Source organism: Pandoraea cepalis, assembly GCF_902459625.1.
Classification (GTDB): Bacteria; Pseudomonadota; Gammaproteobacteria; order Burkholderiales; family Burkholderiaceae; genus Pandoraea; species Pandoraea cepalis.
On the sequence record NZ_CABPRY010000018.1, the window covers coordinates 1 to 15435 of the forward strand.

General features: G+C 64.4%; 13 protein-coding genes. 5 read left to right on the forward strand and 8 right to left on the reverse strand.

Annotated elements, in window-relative coordinates:
* Window positions 1–269: hypothetical protein (locus PCE31107_RS23555; RefSeq protein WP_217425225.1), on the forward strand; the 269-nt coding region annotated here is incomplete at its 5' end.
* Window positions 270–401: 132 nt separating this feature from the next.
* On the opposite strand, the gene PCE31107_RS23830 is transcribed toward PCE31107_RS23555, so the two are convergent.
* The 3 genes from PCE31107_RS23830 to PCE31107_RS22270 all read right to left on the reverse strand — a co-directional run bounded on the left by PCE31107_RS23830 (window position 402) and on the right by PCE31107_RS22270 (window position 3593).
* The gene (locus PCE31107_RS23830) at window positions 402–527 is read right to left on the reverse strand and encodes a hypothetical protein (protein WP_281352601.1); all 126 of its coding nucleotides are present in this window, start codon (window positions 525–527) and stop codon (window positions 402–404) included.
* A 387-nt stretch (window positions 528–914) separates the two neighbouring features.
* Window positions 915–2519 carry an ABC transporter substrate-binding protein gene (locus PCE31107_RS22265; RefSeq protein WP_150610695.1) on the reverse strand — a complete coding sequence of 535 codons (1605 nt, stop codon included), beginning with the start codon at window positions 2517–2519 and terminating at the stop codon, window positions 915–917.
* Between the two features lie 150 nt (window positions 2520–2669).
* Entirely contained in the window at window positions 2670–3593 is a 924-nt protein-coding gene (locus tag PCE31107_RS22270; protein ID WP_246181940.1) for an IclR family transcriptional regulator, read from the reverse strand.
* A gap of 230 nt (window positions 3594–3823) precedes the next feature.
* Between PCE31107_RS22270 and PCE31107_RS22275 the strand changes: the two genes are divergently transcribed.
* The gene (locus tag PCE31107_RS22275; protein ID WP_150610697.1) at window positions 3824–6178 is read left to right on the forward strand and encodes a cytochrome P450/oxidoreductase; all 2355 of its coding nucleotides are present in this window, start codon (window positions 3824–3826) and stop codon (window positions 6176–6178) included.
* A gap of 34 nt (window positions 6179–6212) precedes the next feature.
* On the opposite strand, the gene PCE31107_RS22280 is transcribed toward PCE31107_RS22275, so the two are convergent.
* Together PCE31107_RS22280 and PCE31107_RS22285 are read right to left on the reverse strand one after the other, a co-directional pair.
* Window positions 6213–7427 carry a multidrug effflux MFS transporter gene (locus PCE31107_RS22280; RefSeq protein ID WP_174966758.1) on the reverse strand — a complete coding sequence of 405 codons (1215 nt, stop codon included), beginning with the start codon at window positions 7425–7427 and terminating at the stop codon, window positions 6213–6215.
* A 174-nt stretch (window positions 7428–7601) separates the two neighbouring features.
* Window positions 7602–8957: an MFS transporter gene (locus PCE31107_RS22285; protein WP_130026419.1), complete on the reverse strand. Its 1356-nt coding sequence runs from the start codon at window positions 8955–8957 to the stop codon at window positions 7602–7604.
* Between the two features lie 610 nt (window positions 8958–9567).
* Here PCE31107_RS22285 and PCE31107_RS22290 point away from each other — a divergent pair.
* Window positions 9568–9888, forward strand: a complete 321-nt coding sequence (locus tag PCE31107_RS22290; protein WP_150610699.1) for a hypothetical protein — start codon at window positions 9568–9570, stop codon at window positions 9886–9888.
* 361 nt (window positions 9889–10249) lie between these two features.
* Window positions 10250–10663 carry a hypothetical protein gene (locus PCE31107_RS22295; protein ID WP_150610700.1) on the forward strand — a complete coding sequence of 138 codons (414 nt, stop codon included), beginning with the start codon at window positions 10250–10252 and terminating at the stop codon, window positions 10661–10663.
* Window positions 10664–10697: 34 nt separating this feature from the next.
* Here PCE31107_RS22295 and PCE31107_RS22300 read toward each other — a convergent pair whose 3' ends face one another.
* Window positions 10698–11615, reverse strand: coding sequence for a LysR substrate-binding domain-containing protein (locus PCE31107_RS22300; RefSeq protein WP_150610701.1), 918 nt, complete (start codon window positions 11613–11615; stop codon window positions 10698–10700).
* 195 nt (window positions 11616–11810) lie between these two features.
* Between PCE31107_RS22300 and scpC the strand changes: the two genes are divergently transcribed.
* The gene (gene scpC / locus PCE31107_RS22305; protein WP_150610702.1) at window positions 11811–13307 is read left to right on the forward strand and encodes a succinyl-CoA:acetate CoA-transferase ScpC; all 1497 of its coding nucleotides are present in this window, start codon (window positions 11811–11813) and stop codon (window positions 13305–13307) included.
* 336 nt (window positions 13308–13643) lie between these two features.
* Here the strand turns inward: scpC and PCE31107_RS22310 are convergent, their stop codons facing one another.
* Together PCE31107_RS22310 and PCE31107_RS22315 are read right to left on the reverse strand one after the other, a co-directional pair.
* Entirely contained in the window at window positions 13644–14369 is a 726-nt protein-coding gene (locus PCE31107_RS22310) for a GntR family transcriptional regulator (RefSeq protein ID WP_150610703.1), read from the reverse strand.
* A 48-nt stretch (window positions 14370–14417) separates the two neighbouring features.
* A complete protein-coding gene (locus tag PCE31107_RS22315) occupies window positions 14418–15428 on the reverse strand; it encodes an asparaginase (RefSeq protein ID WP_150610704.1) in 1011 nt (336 codons plus the stop codon).
* Window positions 15429–15435: the final 7 nt, after the last annotated feature.

The following is a 15435-nucleotide window of genomic DNA, read 5'->3' on the forward strand; positions in this document are numbered from 1 at the left end:
CCACCACCACCGGGGCCCCCGCCTCCGCCACCACCGGGGCCCCCGCCTCCGCCACCGCCGGGCCCACCGCCTCCACCACCGCCGGGCCCACCGCCTCCGCCACTGTGACCGCCGCAACCGCAGCCGCCTGCGCCACCTATGCCGGCACCGGCGCCAAAGCCATTCCCAAATCCTCCGGGGCCACCAAAGGCACCCAGCCCGCCGCTACTGCCGCCACCAAAGCCCATGCCACCGCCACCACCGTGCCCACCACCTCCCGCCGCATGTAATGCGTTGATCGAAATGCCGCACAGCACAACCGCTGCGGCTGCCGTCACCAAAGTCGCCTTGAACCCGTTCATGGTTCCCTCCCCGCGCACACTCACTTCGACACACGCACCCCTCGGCCAACATAGGCTGCGTTACGGCGTGAGCACGTCAGCGAAAATCGCGGGCAATAGCTGGCCGTCCCATGCACGCGAGCACAGGAGTACCTCGCCAACAGCCTGCTGGAAGTTCGGGTTGGCGCTTCGCCATACGCGATTCATATACGCGATTTCCGTGCCAATCACTGTAACCAGTTGATTTAAAACAAACTAATACCTCAATTCGCGAGACATCGTGAAGGGGTGCGCTGAAAACGTATCGTTCCTGAAACGCTTACAACACGCCCCATCATTGCGGCAATCCACCGCATGGACGATCGGTTCATGAGGCAAGGTTGAGCGGTGCATGAGGCGCGCATGATGAGCGGCTCGCGTCAACGAACGCCCGGATGCCGCGCAACGCGCAATGGCGGAATTCAGAAAGGTTTCAGATGTGCAGTTTGGCGAAGCAGAGTGCTCGCCAGAGGGGGATGTCGCGACAATGCCCTTAAGGACCGACGGCTCGACCATGCCCCGACGGCGGGCATGGTCGAACCATCGGCGTGGGGCTTACTTGACTTGCACGGCGGAGAAGTCCTGACGGCCGAAAGGACTCACCTCGTATCCGGTCACGTCCGCGCGCGTGATGACCGCTGCAATCGGATGCGCCAATGGAATCCAGAGCGCATCGTCCTTGATCATGCGCTGCGCGACCTGATACTTCACGGTTCGCGCGGCGAGATCATGAGAGCGTTTGCCTTCGCTGATCAACTGGTCGAGGTCTTTGTCGCAAAAGCGCGCAAAATTGGTGCCTGATTGCACGGCCGCGCAACTGAACTGCGGCGTCAGAAAGTTATCGGGGTCGCCGTTGTCGCCCGACCAGCCCATGAAGAGCAAGTCATGTTCTCCCGCCTTGCCGCGACGAATCAGCTCGCCCCACTCCACGGTCTTGATCCGCGCCCGAACGCCAATCCTGGCGAGGTCGTTTTGCAGCATCTCGGCGCTCAGGCGCGGGTTCGGGTTCAACAGGCTGCCCGTCGGGCGCGTCCAGATCGTCGTCTCGAACCCTTGCGGGAAGCCCGCATCGGCGAGCAGCTTCTTCGCTTTGGCGATGTCCAGCGGATACGCGGCCACATTCCTCGCAAAGCTCCACGTGTTGGGCGGATACACGTTGGTGGCGGGCGTTGCGGCCCCTTCGAACACCTGCTTGACGTAGTTCGCGCGGTCGAACGCCATGTTCAGCGCCTGACGGACTCGCCTGTCGTCGAGCGGCTCGTGTTGCGTGTTGATCGCGACGAACGCCGTCATGAAGGCCGGCGTCTCGACCACTCGGAGCGCCTTGTCGCTGCGCGCCGCCTGCACGTCGACCGGTTTGGGCGAGAGCGCGATCTGGCACTCGCCCACCTTCACCTTCTGCGCGCGCACGGCTGCGTCCGGCACAATCGTGTAGATGAGACGATCCGAGGCCGGCGCGCCGCCGAAGTACGATTTGTTGGCGTCGTACCGTACGACGCTGTCCTTCTGATAGCTACGGAAGACAAACGGGCCCGTGCCGATGGGCCGCGCGTTCATCTCGCCCGGCTTGTTGATCGCGATGAGCTTGTCGGCGTACTCGGCCGAATAGATCGACGCGAAGCCCATCGAGAGCGTCGACAGGAACACGGCATCGGGCTCGGACAACGTGAAGCGAACGGTGTGGTCGTCGACCTTCTGCACCGATTTGATCAGCTTGCCCAGCGAGAGCGATTGCGCATGCGGAAAGCCCGACGGCGTGAGCTTGTGCCAGGGCGCCTTGTCGTCGAGCATGCGCTCGAACGTGAAGACGACGTCGTTGGCATTGAACGCGCGGGTCGGTTTGAACAGGCTATTGCTGTGGAAGCTCACGTTCGGGCGCAGCGTGAACGTGTAGGTCAGGCCGTCGGGGCTGACGCTCCACTGGGTCGCCAGGCTGGGCACGACCTTGCGTTGCGACGCATCGAACTCGACCAACCGATTGAACACCGGGTCGGCCGACGCATTGGTCGTCGTCAGCGAGTTGTAGCGCACGACGTCGAAGCCTTCGGGGCTGGCTTCGGTGCATACGGTGAGCGCCTTGGCATGCGCGGCGAGCGGCACCATCGGCAGCGACAGGGCCGTCAGAGCGGCAGCGAAAATACGGCGCGAGCGACGACGCATGGGTGTCTCCTCCAGGAAGTCGATGACGGTGAAAAACAGCGGGTCAGAATAGCGCAAATTCAGGCCAATCGCCCTTGCATTGGGCCCCGCGCCGACACTCGCTGTCCCGAATCCCGAAACCGATCGTCAGTTCTGCGAAACGCCGCCCCATCAGGCGCCGGACGGCAGCTTCGGACGATAGCCCAGCGCGTGGCTTGCGGACAAGGCTTCGCGGCGCACCGCCTCGCCAATCGGGCCGTCCATGCGCGCGTCGAACCCGCCCGTGGCACCCAGCGCCGTGACAACCCCGACCAAGCGGCCGTCGTAGTTGAACACCGGCGCGGCCAGCGCGCTGATCCCCGTCAGGTTGGTGTCGCGAACGCTTGCCCCCTGCGCGGCGCGCACCTCGGCACGCAGCGCGCCGATGGGATCGGACGCATCGAGCTGTGCGCGTTGCTCCGGCGAGGCATGAGCCAACTCGGCTTCGGCCATCGCCATTACTTGCGGATCGTCCAGGCATCCGAGAAAAACGCGGCCGGCGGCCGACCAGAGCATCGACATGACCGACCCGATGCGCACGTTGATTGTCACGGGCAGGCCCGGCTCCTCGAAACGCACGATGGTCGGTCCCTTGTTGCCCATGACGGCGATGAAGCAGGTGACATCGAAGGCTTCGCGCAAGCGCACGAGCGCCGGTTCGGCCGCACGCACCGGGTCGGCCTGCCGCATGGCCGCCACGCCGATGAGCATCGCTTCGAGTCCGAGATGGTAGTGCTGCGAGTCGGTATCCTGCGCGACGAGGCCCTCCTCCACGAGACTCATCAGATACCGATGCACTTTGGCCGGACTTTGCTGCACATGCTGGGCGAGCGCGGTCAGACTCGCGCGACCGCCCAGCCGGGCCAGCCCCTTGAGCACGACCATGCCGGTCTCGGCCGACTGCACACGTTGACGGCGACCGCGCTCGCGGGGCGCGTCGGTGACATCGTCGTCATGAGGGGCATCGGCGCGCGATGGCGTGAGGCCGGTCGTCGCGCGCGCAGGCGTATCGGCGCTGCGCGGGAGGCCTGCGGTGGGTCGTTTGCTTGTCGTCATCGCCGAGATTTTATGATGCAAAGCGATATTGTCCGGCATCGGCGAGGCTAGAGGTTAACCCCAGTCCACCTAATTACGCAATGCGTATTATATTTACGCTTAATAAATTCCAGGGAGGAGAGGCGCACCGCCCGATCGCGTGATCGCTCCTCTACACTTGTTCTATATTGCGCGTGTCGTCGCGAGCCCAACGCGGCGCTCGTCACACCGGACCCACAGAGCGTGAACGGATGAGCCAACCGATTGCCCCCACCCCCGACACGGCCGCCGCCGGCGGCTGCCCCTTTCATCAGACGCCTGCCGCCACAGCCCCCAACGGATGCCCGGTGAGCGCCCGTGCCGCGGACTTTGACCCGTTCGAAGACGGCTACCAGCAAGACCCGCCCGAGTACGTGCGCTGGGCGCGCGAGCAAGAGCCGGTGTTCTACAGCCCGAAGCTCGGCTACTGGGTTGTCACACGCTACGACGACATCAAGGCGATCTTCCGTGACAACCTCACGTTCAGCCCGTCGATTGCGCTGGAAAAGATCACGCCGACCGGACCGGAGGCGAATGCCGTGCTCGCCTCCTACGGCTTTGCGCTCAACCGCACGCTGGTGAACGAAGACGAACCCGCCCACATGCCGCGTCGTCGCGTGTTGATGGAGCCGTTCACGCCCGAGCATCTCAAGCATCACGAGCCGCTGGTGCGCCAACTCGCACGCGACTACGTGGACCGCTTCATCAACGACGGCCGCGCCGATCTCGTCGACCAGATGCTGTGGGAAGTGCCGCTCACGGTGGCGCTGCACTTCCTCGGCGTGCCGGAGGAAGACATGGACAAGCTGCGCGAGTATTCCATCGCGCACACGGTCAACACGTGGGGACGCCCCAAGCCCGAAGAGCAGGTGGCCGTGGCCCACGCCGTGGGCAATTTCTGGCAACTGGCGGGCAAGATTCTCGACAAGATGCGCCAGCACCCCGAGGGGTCGGGCTGGATGCAGTACGGCATTCGCAAGCAGAAGGATTATCCCGACGTCGTCACCGATTCGTATCTGCATTCGATGATGATGGCGGGCATCGTGGCCGCGCACGAGACGACGGCCAACGCCACCGCGAACGCCATGAAGCTGCTGCTCCAGCATCCGGACGTCTGGCGTGAGATCTGCGACGACCCATCGCTGATTCCGAACGCCGTCGAAGAGTGTCTGCGTCATAACGGCTCGGTCGCCGCATGGCGCCGGCTGGTCACTCGGGACGTCAACATTGGCGGCATCGACATCGCCGCGGGCGCGAAGCTGCTGATCGTGACCTCGTCAGCCAACCATGATGAAGCGCACTTCGCCGACGCCGACCTGTTCGACATTCGCCGCGAAAACGCGAGCGATCAGTTGACGTTCGGCTACGGCTCGCACCAATGCATGGGCAAGAATCTCGCCCGCATGGAAATGCAGATCTTCCTCGAGGAATTCACGCGCCGGCTGCCGCACATGACGCTGGCACAGCAGACGTTCACGTATGTGCCGAACACCTCGTTCCGCGGCCCGGAGCATGTGTGGGTCGAGTGGGATCCGGCGCAGAACCCCGAGCGCCGCGACCCCGCCGTGCTCACGCGTCATTCGCCCGTGCGCATTGGCGAACCCTCGGGACACAGCGTGACGCGTCCGGTCGTGGTCGAGTCCGTGCTGCCGGAGGCCGACGGCATCGTGAAGCTACGCCTGGTCGCCCCGGACGGCCGCGCCATGCCGCGCTGGGCCCCGGGCTCGCACATCGACATCGAGTGCGGCGACACGGGGCTGTCGCGTCAGTATTCGCTGTGCGGCGATCCGACCGACACCGGCGCGCTGGAAATCGCCGTGCTGCACGAACCGCAAGGCCGTGGCGGTTCGCACTGGGTTCATACGCAAGTGAAAGCCGGTGACCGCCTGCGCATTCGCGGTCCGCGCAATCACTTCCGGCTCGATGAAACGACGCGTCGTGCCATCTTCGTTGCAGGCGGCATTGGCGTCACGCCGATTGCCGCCATGGCGCGGCGCGCGAAAGCACTGGGCATCGACTACGAAATCCATTACAGCGGCCGCAGCCGCCGCACGATGGCGTTGATCGACGAACTCCACGCGCTGCATGGCGAGCGTCTACATTTGTGGGTGAGCGACGAGGGCCAGCGCGCCGACTACGCCAGCCTGCTCGCCACGCCGCAAGACGGCACGCAAGTGTATGCCTGCGGCCCGCTACGAATGCTCGACGCCCTCGCGCAATGTTGCGCGCCCTGGCCGGACGACACGCTGCGCGTCGAACACTTCCAGTCGCAACTGGGCACGCTCGATCCCGCGAAGGAGCATGCATTCGACGTCACGCTCAAGGATTCCGGCATCACGGTGACGGTGCCGGCCGATCAGACGCTGCTCACGGCGCTGCGCGCGGCGAACATCGACGTCCAGAGCGACTGCGAGGAAGGACTGTGCGGTTCCTGCGAGGTGCAGGTGCTGGAGGGTGACGTGGATCACCGCGATGTGGTGCTTACACGCGCCGAGCGCGACGCGAACACGAAGATGATGTCATGCTGCTCGCGCGCCTGCGGCAAATCGCTGGTGCTGGCGTTGTAGGTCGCCGCGTCGGCGCCCGGCGCGCCCGGTGGGTTCAGTGGGCGTGCTGCGGCTTGCGCAGCATCGCCAACAGCGCGACGAGCGCGAGCCATGCGAAACCGCACATGACCGTTGCGAGCGGACGCGGGGAGCCATCGTTGAGCACGCCGAGCAGCCCGCCCGCCGCGAAGCCGAAACCATACTGCACACTGCCCACGAGCGCCGCCGCCGCGCCGGCGCGCGTCGGGTGATTGGCGAGCGCCCCTGCCACCGAATTCGCCGTGATGATGCCGCGCAGCGACATGAACAGAAACAGTAGCGCCACCATCAACGGCAGCCGCGCGACCCCCAGCCACGCGCTCGCGCACAACACGGTCGTGACGATCGCACAGCCCACAATGCCGGCACGCATCAGGCGATCTGCGCCGAACTGCCCCACACGGCGCGAGTTGAACATGGTCATCGCCGCCATGCCGACGATATTGATGCCGAAGAGCACCCCGAAAAACTGCGGCGACACATGGAAGTACTCCATGTACACCAGCGGCGTGCCCGTAATGTAGGTGAACGACGCGCCAAAGACCGCGCCGCCCGCCAGCATGTAGCCGACGAAATGCGCGTCGCGCAACAGATGCCAATAGGACATCAGGACGGCACGCGGCCCGCCCGACTGACGCGCGTGCACCGCCCCGGTCTCCGGCAAACGCCACAAGGCCAGCATCGCCACCGCGCCGAACACCGCGAGAATGCCGAAGATCGCCCGCCACGTCGTGACGCGCAGCATCTGTCCGCCAACGAGCGGCGCCACGATCGGTGCAACACTCATCACCAGCAGCATGATCGAAAAGGCGCGCGCACTGTGGCGCGGCCCGTAGACGTCACGCACGATAGCTTGCGCAATCACGGGCATGGCGCATCCACCTAGCGCCTGCACGAAGCGCCAGACCATCATGTGATCGATGGTGTCGGAAAACGCACAGCCGATGCTGCCGAAGATGTACAGCGCGATCCCCGCCGCCATCGGCCGACGACGCCCAAATCGGTCCGCGAGCGGCCCCCACAGAAGCTGCCCGAAGGCGAACCCCAGGAAAAAGTAGGAGAGCGTGAGCTGCGTGGTCGCGACACTCGCGCCCAGTTCGTGTCGCAACGTCACGAGGCCCGGCAGATACATGTCCGTGGAGGCGGGCGCGATCATCATGAACAGGCCGAGAATGCCGAGCAACACACGCTCGGAAGGCAACGCAGGAGAGAGTTCGGACGTCGATGTCATGGTCGCTCTGATGAGTCGGCGCAATGGCTGTCGCGCCGCGGGAGACGCCGCAAAAAACGACGCCCGCCATGATAACGCTGGCGGGCGTCGCACTTTCATACTCGATGGTTATCGGATCCCTAACCGATGCTTATGGCGCAGCGTTCGGGTCCCGCACCTCTCGGCCTCGCCACCTCATCCGGCCGTTGCCGCCTGCAGGCTGCCGCCGTCGCTGCGCTGCGTGCGGGCAATCGCCAGCACGCCGATCAACGAAACGCACGCAGGCACCGCCGCCGCCAGGAACAGCGACGACGACGACCATTGCAAATGCATCAGCGCGCCGCCCAGCACCGGACCGAGCACCGAACCGATGCGGCCGATACCGAGGCTCCAGCCAATGCCGGTGGAACGCAACGAGGTGGGGTAATACGTCGCGGCGAGTGCGTTGAGCGCCGGTTGCCCGCCGATGATCGAGAAGCCCGCGAAGAAGATGGCGATGAACACCGCGACCATCGACACCATGACCATCGGATTGCCGATCGCCGCCGTCGCCGCCATCGCGATGAGGAACGTCACGGCCAGCACGCTCGTGAAGCCGACGCGATCGATCACGCGGCCGAGCAGTAGCGTGCCGATCACACCGCCTGCCCACAGCGCGGTGCCCGCCATCACGGCGACCTGTGTCGAATAGCCCGCATCGCGAATCACCGTCGGCAACCAGTTCGACAGGAAGTACATGTCGAGCAAGTTTGCGAAGTTCACCACCCAGAGCAGCAGCGTCACCCGTGCGCGGCCGTCCTTGAACAGCTCGACGAACGGCACGCCTTTCGCCTTCTGCTCGTCAAGCACGAAGCGCGCGTCGACCGGCACGTTGGCGCCGGGTGCCACGCGCAGCAATTGCTTGCGAATGTGTGCGTTGTCGCGTTTGCCGAACATCAGGAACTGGATCGACTCCGGCAGCGAGATCCACATCAGCACACCGAGCACCAACGGAATGGCACCCCCGATGTAGAACACCGCGCGCCAGCCCAGGCTCGGAATGATCGCCGCCGTGATGAGGCCGCCGAGCACACCGCCCAGCGTGAAGCCACACGACACGATCATCATCAGCGACACGCGAATGCGGCGCGGGCTGTACTCGCCGGCAAGCGCCATCGCGTTCGGCATGATGCAACCCAGGCCCAGCCCGGCCGCAAAGCGCCAGACGACCAGTTCTGTAATCGTATTGGCGAAACCGGTGACGATCATGCACGCCGAGAAGCACAGGGTCGCGCCAATGAGCACCGGGCGACGGCCCAGCTTGTCGGCCAGCGCCGAAAAGGTAAGCGAGCCGACCAGCATGCCGAACAGCCCCGCGCCGAATACCGGCGAGAGGGTTTCCTTGGCAATGCCCCATTCCCGAATCACCACCGGCGCGACATACCCCATCGCCTGGACATCGAAGCCATCGACCACCAGGCACATTGCGCACAAGGCGATCACCCACCACTGATACGCGCCCAGACGACTCTCGTCGATCAGTGCGCCCACATTCACTTCTGCTGCTTTCATTTTGTCTCCCAACGTTTTTTGCAACTTCGTGGCATTGCGTTCCCGGTCGAGGCGCTGGCGACGGCCTATTCCCATCGCGGCCTCGTCCCAGGCGCCTCGTTGCCCGAATCCAGCAACCAAGGCATGTCATGCGCCGGATCGAACGGCGAATCCCCCTAATTCCGGCGCACACTAAATTACGCTTTGCGGAAGTTTATCTCGCCAAACGTAAATTAATGCCTAGTGTTAACACTGACATTTTCAGGACATGCAAACGCGATGGGTGCAGGAATCCGGGCGAGATCGGTGGAACCTCGGCTCACGGACATGGCGCTCAGCTTTGTGGTTTTTCTCCATCGGAACGATGGGAGCCGCCCTGGCAAAATGCCAGCGGGCTATACAGGCGGGGGAATTGGGCGATGGATGCGACGAAAAGCGACGAATTGTCGCAGTTGGCGTTTTTCTACAAATTTTCTTGCGAAGGTTAACCCGTCTAGGGATTTCCCTGATATAGTTACACCTGTCTCCTCCACCTCCTCCTGGTGGATTTCACGGCCAGCAACTTGCTGGCCGTTTTTTTTTGCTCGCCGATCCTGCCCTTACAGGGCATTCAGTGGGATGTCTGACTCTCGTGCGCGACGCGATCTTCGATGCGGCGCTCGATCCGTTTTCGGACCATTGCCACCGCCTCGGACACATCATGGGCATCGATGCTCGAAAATTCGCAACGTCCGATGTAGTGCCCCTCACAATAGGCATCGACGGCACCATCAAAACGTTCGTCGGTACGCGGCGTGACCGCGCCCTCCAAGTCGAACGGGCGCCCCGGCGGCGTGTGGCTGACGTAGTGCCAGGAAAACCGAAAAGATTGCATCACATGTCCCCTTTCAATCCAGCGGCAGCAATCACGCTGCCGACCGATGCTGTTTTTCAGGAAATCCTAGCATGTTAAGGAATCTCGACAAACGGTCGAAAAAAAAGCGGCCCGCCTGATCGGCGAGCCGGATAGTCCGTGGAGGTCGGGGGCACATCTGAGCCACGGCAACTCCACTCTAGCCCCGAATCACTGTCGCTATTCTCGGTAGTTCTCCGGATCCGGCGTAAATAGTTTGTCCGCCGTCGACATCGCAACGTCGTTCCCGAAGCGTGACTGTCACGCTCACTCGTTGTGTCCTCGGAAGGGAGCGCATCGGCCAACGTCGCCCGCCGACGCTCGGCAATCCGGCAAGCCGATATCGTAAACAGGGGGGGACGAAATGGGGTCGGCGGTACGGTAACGTTGGGCTCCCCGTCCTCCTTCTCACGACCTCGCCATGACGCTCAAATTTCGCAATCCGGCGAACGGAGATGTCGTCGAGATCACGCGTCTGTCGTGTGTCGCGGCCTTCTTCCTCGGTCCGCTTTACCTCATGGCCTACGGATTCACGTGGCATGCGCTCGCCTGGACCGTCCTCGCCATCGGACCCGCGTTGATCTGGAAGGATTCGGCGTTAGCGTTTTCGCTGCCCGCCACCTGCCTGTTCTACTCGCTGATGATTCATCCGCTGCTCATCGGCAAGCTGCGTGCCAATGGCTGGCTGCCCACGCGCGACGATGCCGTGCCCAGCCCACGCCAGCGCGGCTACGACGTGTACGGCGATGCGCCGGCCTTGCGGCGCGCTGACGCCGGTCGTCCCCTCCCCACGACGCCCCGCCCTGCCGCCAACGATGGCGAGTCGTCGGCGTAACGCGACAAGCCGTGCCCGGACGCCACCGAGGCGATCAGACGGACGACGTTACGTTGTCGTCACTGTCAGGCAAGGCCTGCGGCGACATCGCAATGAATCGATCGATCGCCGCCGAGGCGTGTTCGGCGCGATAAGCGAGACTGATCGGCGCGAGCGGCACGTCACCCTCGATCGGCCAGAACCCCATGCCGGGCGTACGAATCTGACTCACCGACGCCGGCACCAGCGACACCCCGAACCCCGCCGCCACCATCGGCACGATCGACGTGATCTGCGGCGCCTCCTGTCCGAGCTTCGGGTGAAATCCGGCCGACTCGCAGGCCGCAATCGTGCGGTCATACAGCGCGGGACTGATCTCGCGCGGCAGCAGGATGAACTCGTCGCGGGCGAGCGCGGCCAGCGGCACGCGTTTGCGCGCGCACATCGCGTGGCCAAGCGGCAACACCACCACCATTGGCTCGTCGACGACCGGCACCATGACGATTCCGGGCGGCACCTCGAACGGCGTGCGCACAAACGCCACGTCGACCGCTTCGTCGACCAGCGCCGTGAGCAGACTGGCCGTGTTGCTCTGTTGCGGATGCAGTTGCACGTCCGGGTAGCGTGCGCGGAAGTCACGGATCCACGCAGGAATGCGGGGCTCGAAGTATGTCGCGCCCGCAAACCCGATGCGGATCTGCCCTGCCTCGCCGCGTGAGATCTGCTGCATCCGGCGTTTGACGCGCTCTACGCGCTCCAGCACCTGCCGCGCTTCCGGCAGGAACGCCTCCCCCAGTTCCGTGAGCACGACATCGCGCGGCAGACGTACGAACAACGGCCCGCCCAATTCGGCCTCGAGTTGCCGAATCTGCAAGCTCAACGGCGGCTGCTGAATGCCGACACGCGCCGCCGCCCGCGTGAAATGACGCTCCTCGGCGACCGCAATGAAATATTGCAAATGCCGCAATTCCATGACCGCTCCTCTGTCTGCCCGGCCCCATTGGGGTTTCCGTCATTCATACATAAAAAGTATTCAAATAGCGCCTTGAATATATTGGAAATGTGACCGATGGGTCAATACACTGCGAATCAGGCGCGGACGAGCTTGCCCTTAGCGGCCACGCCGAGAGATCAAGGGATTCGAATAAGAGAGACGAGGAGCCTGAAGATGTTTGAAGACCGCATCCGCCTGGCGTCGCTGCGCGACCGGGTGATGAGTGCCGACGAAGCGGCGATGTTGGTGCGAGACGGCATGGTGGTCGGCATGAGCGGGTTCACCCGCGCCGGCGACGCCAAGGACATGCCCATTGCGCTGGCCAAGCGGGCCAAGGCCCACCCGATGAAGATCACGCTGATCACGGGGGCGTCGCTCGGACACGATTCCGACAAGACGCTGACCGAAGCGGGCGTGCTGGCGAAGCGTCTGCCGTTCCAGGTCGACACGACGCTGCGCGGCGCGATCAATCGCGGCGACGTGATGTTTGTTGATCAGCATTTGTCGGAGACCGTCGAATTCCTGCGCACCGGACAGTTCGGCGCGCTCGATGTGGCCGTGATCGAGGCGGTCGCCATCACGGAAGACGGCGGCCTCGTGCCGAGTTCGTCGGTTGGCAATTCGGCGAGCTTTGCGATCCTCGCGGACAAAGTGATTGTCGAGATCAACCTCGCGCAGCCACTCGCCTTCGAAGGCATGCACGACATCTGGATTCCGGGCCAGCGTCCGCATCGCGCGCCGTTGCCCATCGTCGACGTGCGCGATCGCGTCGGCACGAACGTGGTGAAGATTGCGCCGGAGAAGATCGCCGCCATCGTTATCACCGACACGCCGGACAGCGCCTCCAACGCGCTGCCGCCCGATGCGGACACGCAGAACATCGCCGGCCACCTCATCGAATTTTTCCAGCACGAAGTCTCGCGCGGCCGCCTGCCGCGCACGCTGCCGGCGATTCAGTCGGGCATCGGCACCATTGCCAATGCGGTGCTCACGGGCTTCATCGACTCGCCGTTCGAGGACCTCACGATGTATTCGGAGGTGCTCCAGGACTCGACGTTCGAACTCATGGATGCGGGCAAGATGGTGTTCGCGTCGGGGTCGTCGATCACGGTGTCGCAAGCCGTGCAGGATCGTGTTTTCAAGCATCTCGAGCGCTATCGCGACAAGCTCGTGCTGCGTCCGCAGGAGGTCAGCAACCATCCTGAAGTCATTCGACGGCTGGGGTTGATCGCACTCAACACCGCGCTCGAAGCGGACATTTACGGCAACGTGAATTCCACGCACGTCGGCGGCACGCACATGATGAACGGTATCGGCGGCTCGGGCGACTTCGCTCGCAATGCGCGCATCGCGATCTTCGCCACCAAGTCGATTGCCAAGGACGGAAAGATCTCGAGCATCGTGCCGATGGTGCCGCACGTCGACCACAACGAGCACGACGTGGACATCCTCGTGACGGAGCAAGGCCTGGCCGATCTGCGCACGCTCGCCCCGCGCGAGCGCGTGAACCGGGTGATCGATCATTGCGCGCACCCGAGCTACCGGGAAGTGTTGCGCGACTACTATCGCAACGCCCTGCGCTATGGCGGGCAGACGCCGCACGCGCTGGAACACGCGTTCGACATGCACGTCAACTTGCGTGAGCGGGGCTCGATGCTAGCGGGCAGATGACATCGCCGACGGTCGCCAACGCCGACGGGCGGGCGACCGGATGCGGCGACCGTTGCGATGGATGCGACGGGCTCAACCATTGCGATGGCGCCGACGCGCATTGTCGACGCCGGGGAAGAACATGGGACGCATGCGGTCCTGTGGGCCGAACGCCGATGCGCGCGTTCAGGCATTCGCGGCTCGCCGGCGTGCGCAGGCGAGCCGCTTTTTATTTGCCCGCGAACGATGTGTTGGTTGAAACGATATGCATCGGCTTTTCCTGCGCCCAACGCCAGCGAACAGACGATTCGCGGTGGCTATCGCGCCCGCGTCACAGGAAAACGCCACCCGCAAACGTCACTCGTTCGCCGCCGCCTCGGCCTCGGTCTGCTCGATGGCCTTGACGATGATGCGCAGCGTGGCGTCGAGGTGATCCGCCGTGTGCTGCCGGGCGGCGGCTACGTCACGCGCGCGGTACTCGGCGAGCATCTTCTGGTGTTCCCGATTGCTCACACCGATATGCACGGGACGCATATGGAGCGACAGCGCGATGTACGGACCCGACGCGTCGCGCAGGGTCTTGATCAGGTGCGCCAGACGGGAGTTGTCCTGCGATGCCCACAACGCCGCGTGAAACGCCTGATTCAACTCGGTCCATTTGGCGACATCGGACGTTTCGCGCATCTCGGCGTGCAGCGCCTGCGCATTGGCGATGTCGGCCTCCCGAAGCGTGGCCATCGCTTGTTCGGCCATCATCGGTTCGAGGGTCTTGCGCAGACGATACAGCTCGTTGACGTCGTCGATCGTCAGACCGCGCACCACGGCACCGCGGTGGACGTCAAAAAACACCAGCCCCTCGGACACCAGCGTGCGCAGCGCTTCACGCACGGGCGTCGTCGACATCTCCAGACGGCGCGCGAGATCGTCCTGCCGAAGCCGGTCGCCCGCCTTCAACTTGCCTTGCAGAATCTCGGTACGCAACGTCTCGATGGCATATTGGTAGGCCGTGAGCCGGCGACGGCCCGACGTGCCGGACAGACCGGATGCGCCGGACACGCCGGACACGCTGGATTCGCTGGACATGCTGGCCGATGCGGAGGGCGCGCTTTTCAAAGGGGTGCCGTGTAGGGATTATTGACGCGAGAGTTTACTCCAATTCGCCAGCGCCTCCCCCACTGCGCCGGGCGCAACACCCGACGCGAGAAGCGCCGCCACCAGCAGCCGGGCCTTGAGCGCCGAGAGCCAACCGGCCATGTGCGCGCCGCGCCGGACCAGGTCGATTTCAGCACCGACATACCCATAGGTATGAAACGCCGTCGAGCCACCTGCTGCGCGACTGGCGATCACCACCGGCACTTGCCCGGCCAACCCGCCAATGCGCTCGGCGAATGCGAAGGAGACGTGTCCCGCGCCCTGCCCGGCAATCACGACGGCCTCGTAGCCGCCCTTCACCGCCAGCTCCGCCAGTTCGCCGTCGTCGCCCAGCACGGCCGTCACCAGCGCGACCTTCGGCCACGCACGCACGGGCCGCGCCAGACGTTGCGAACGCGCCAGGCACGCATGGAAGAACGCGGGATATCCCTCGACGAGACGCGCGGCAACGCCGCCGTCGCGCGACACAAAGGCCTGCACCGCGAGCGCGTCGCCCTTGCTGACCCACCGCGCGTAGTGCGCGGTGTCGTTCATCACGACGAGCACGCCGCGTCCGGCGCTTTCCGGATGAACCGCCACCTTGACCGCCGCCAGCAGATTCGCAGGACCATCCGCGCCGGCGGCCTGCGGGGCGCGCATCGCACCGGTGATGACCAGCGGTGCGGGCAGCGTCCAGTACAAGTCCAGCAGGAACGCCGTTTCCTCTAGCGTATCGGTGCCCTGCGTCAGCACGACGCCGCACGCTCCCGCCGCGACCTGCTGCTCGGCCCAGGCGAGCGCCTCCATCAGATCGTCATACCGTAGCGAAGCACTCGGCAGTTGGCGAAGCGATGCGGTAGTCATAGTCGCGACGTCCGACAAACCCGGCACCGAACGGGCCAGTTGCGCGGCGTCGAGCGTCGGGACGACGCCGCCTGCGGCGTCTGACGGGGTCATGCTGATCGTGCCGCCAAGCGAGGCGACAGCAACCACGGGAAGCGAGTTGGACATGGTGGAC

What these genes read in the sequence shown, in the direction of transcription:
- PCE31107_RS23830 (WP_281352601.1), bottom strand. Translation starts at nt 527, where the DNA reads ATGAATCGCGTATGGCGAAGCGCCAACCCGAACTTCCAGCAGGCTGTT.
- PCE31107_RS22265 (WP_150610695.1), bottom strand. Translation starts at nt 2,519, where the DNA reads ATGCGTCGTCGCTCGCGCCGTATTTTCGCTGCCGCTCTGACGGCCCTG.
- PCE31107_RS22270 (WP_246181940.1), bottom strand. Translation starts at nt 3,593, where the DNA reads ATGACGACAAGCAAACGACCCACCGCAGGCCTCCCGCGCAGCGCCGAT.
- PCE31107_RS22275 (WP_150610697.1), top strand. Translation starts at nt 3,824, where the DNA reads ATGAGCCAACCGATTGCCCCCACCCCCGACACGGCCGCCGCCGGCGGC.
- PCE31107_RS22280 (WP_174966758.1), bottom strand. Translation starts at nt 7,427, where the DNA reads ATGACATCGACGTCCGAACTCTCTCCTGCGTTGCCTTCCGAGCGTGTG.
- PCE31107_RS22285 (WP_130026419.1), bottom strand. Translation starts at nt 8,957, where the DNA reads ATGAAAGCAGCAGAAGTGAATGTGGGCGCACTGATCGACGAGAGTCGT.
- PCE31107_RS22295 (WP_150610700.1), top strand. Translation starts at nt 10,250, where the DNA reads ATGACGCTCAAATTTCGCAATCCGGCGAACGGAGATGTCGTCGAGATC.
- PCE31107_RS22300 (WP_150610701.1), bottom strand. Translation starts at nt 11,615, where the DNA reads ATGGAATTGCGGCATTTGCAATATTTCATTGCGGTCGCCGAGGAGCGT.
- scpC (WP_150610702.1), top strand. Translation starts at nt 11,811, where the DNA reads ATGTTTGAAGACCGCATCCGCCTGGCGTCGCTGCGCGACCGGGTGATG.
- PCE31107_RS22310 (WP_150610703.1), bottom strand. Translation starts at nt 14,369, where the DNA reads ATGTCCAGCGAATCCAGCGTGTCCGGCGTGTCCGGCGCATCCGGTCTG.
- PCE31107_RS22315 (WP_150610704.1), bottom strand. Translation starts at nt 15,428, where the DNA reads ATGTCCAACTCGCTTCCCGTGGTTGCTGTCGCCTCGCTTGGCGGCACG.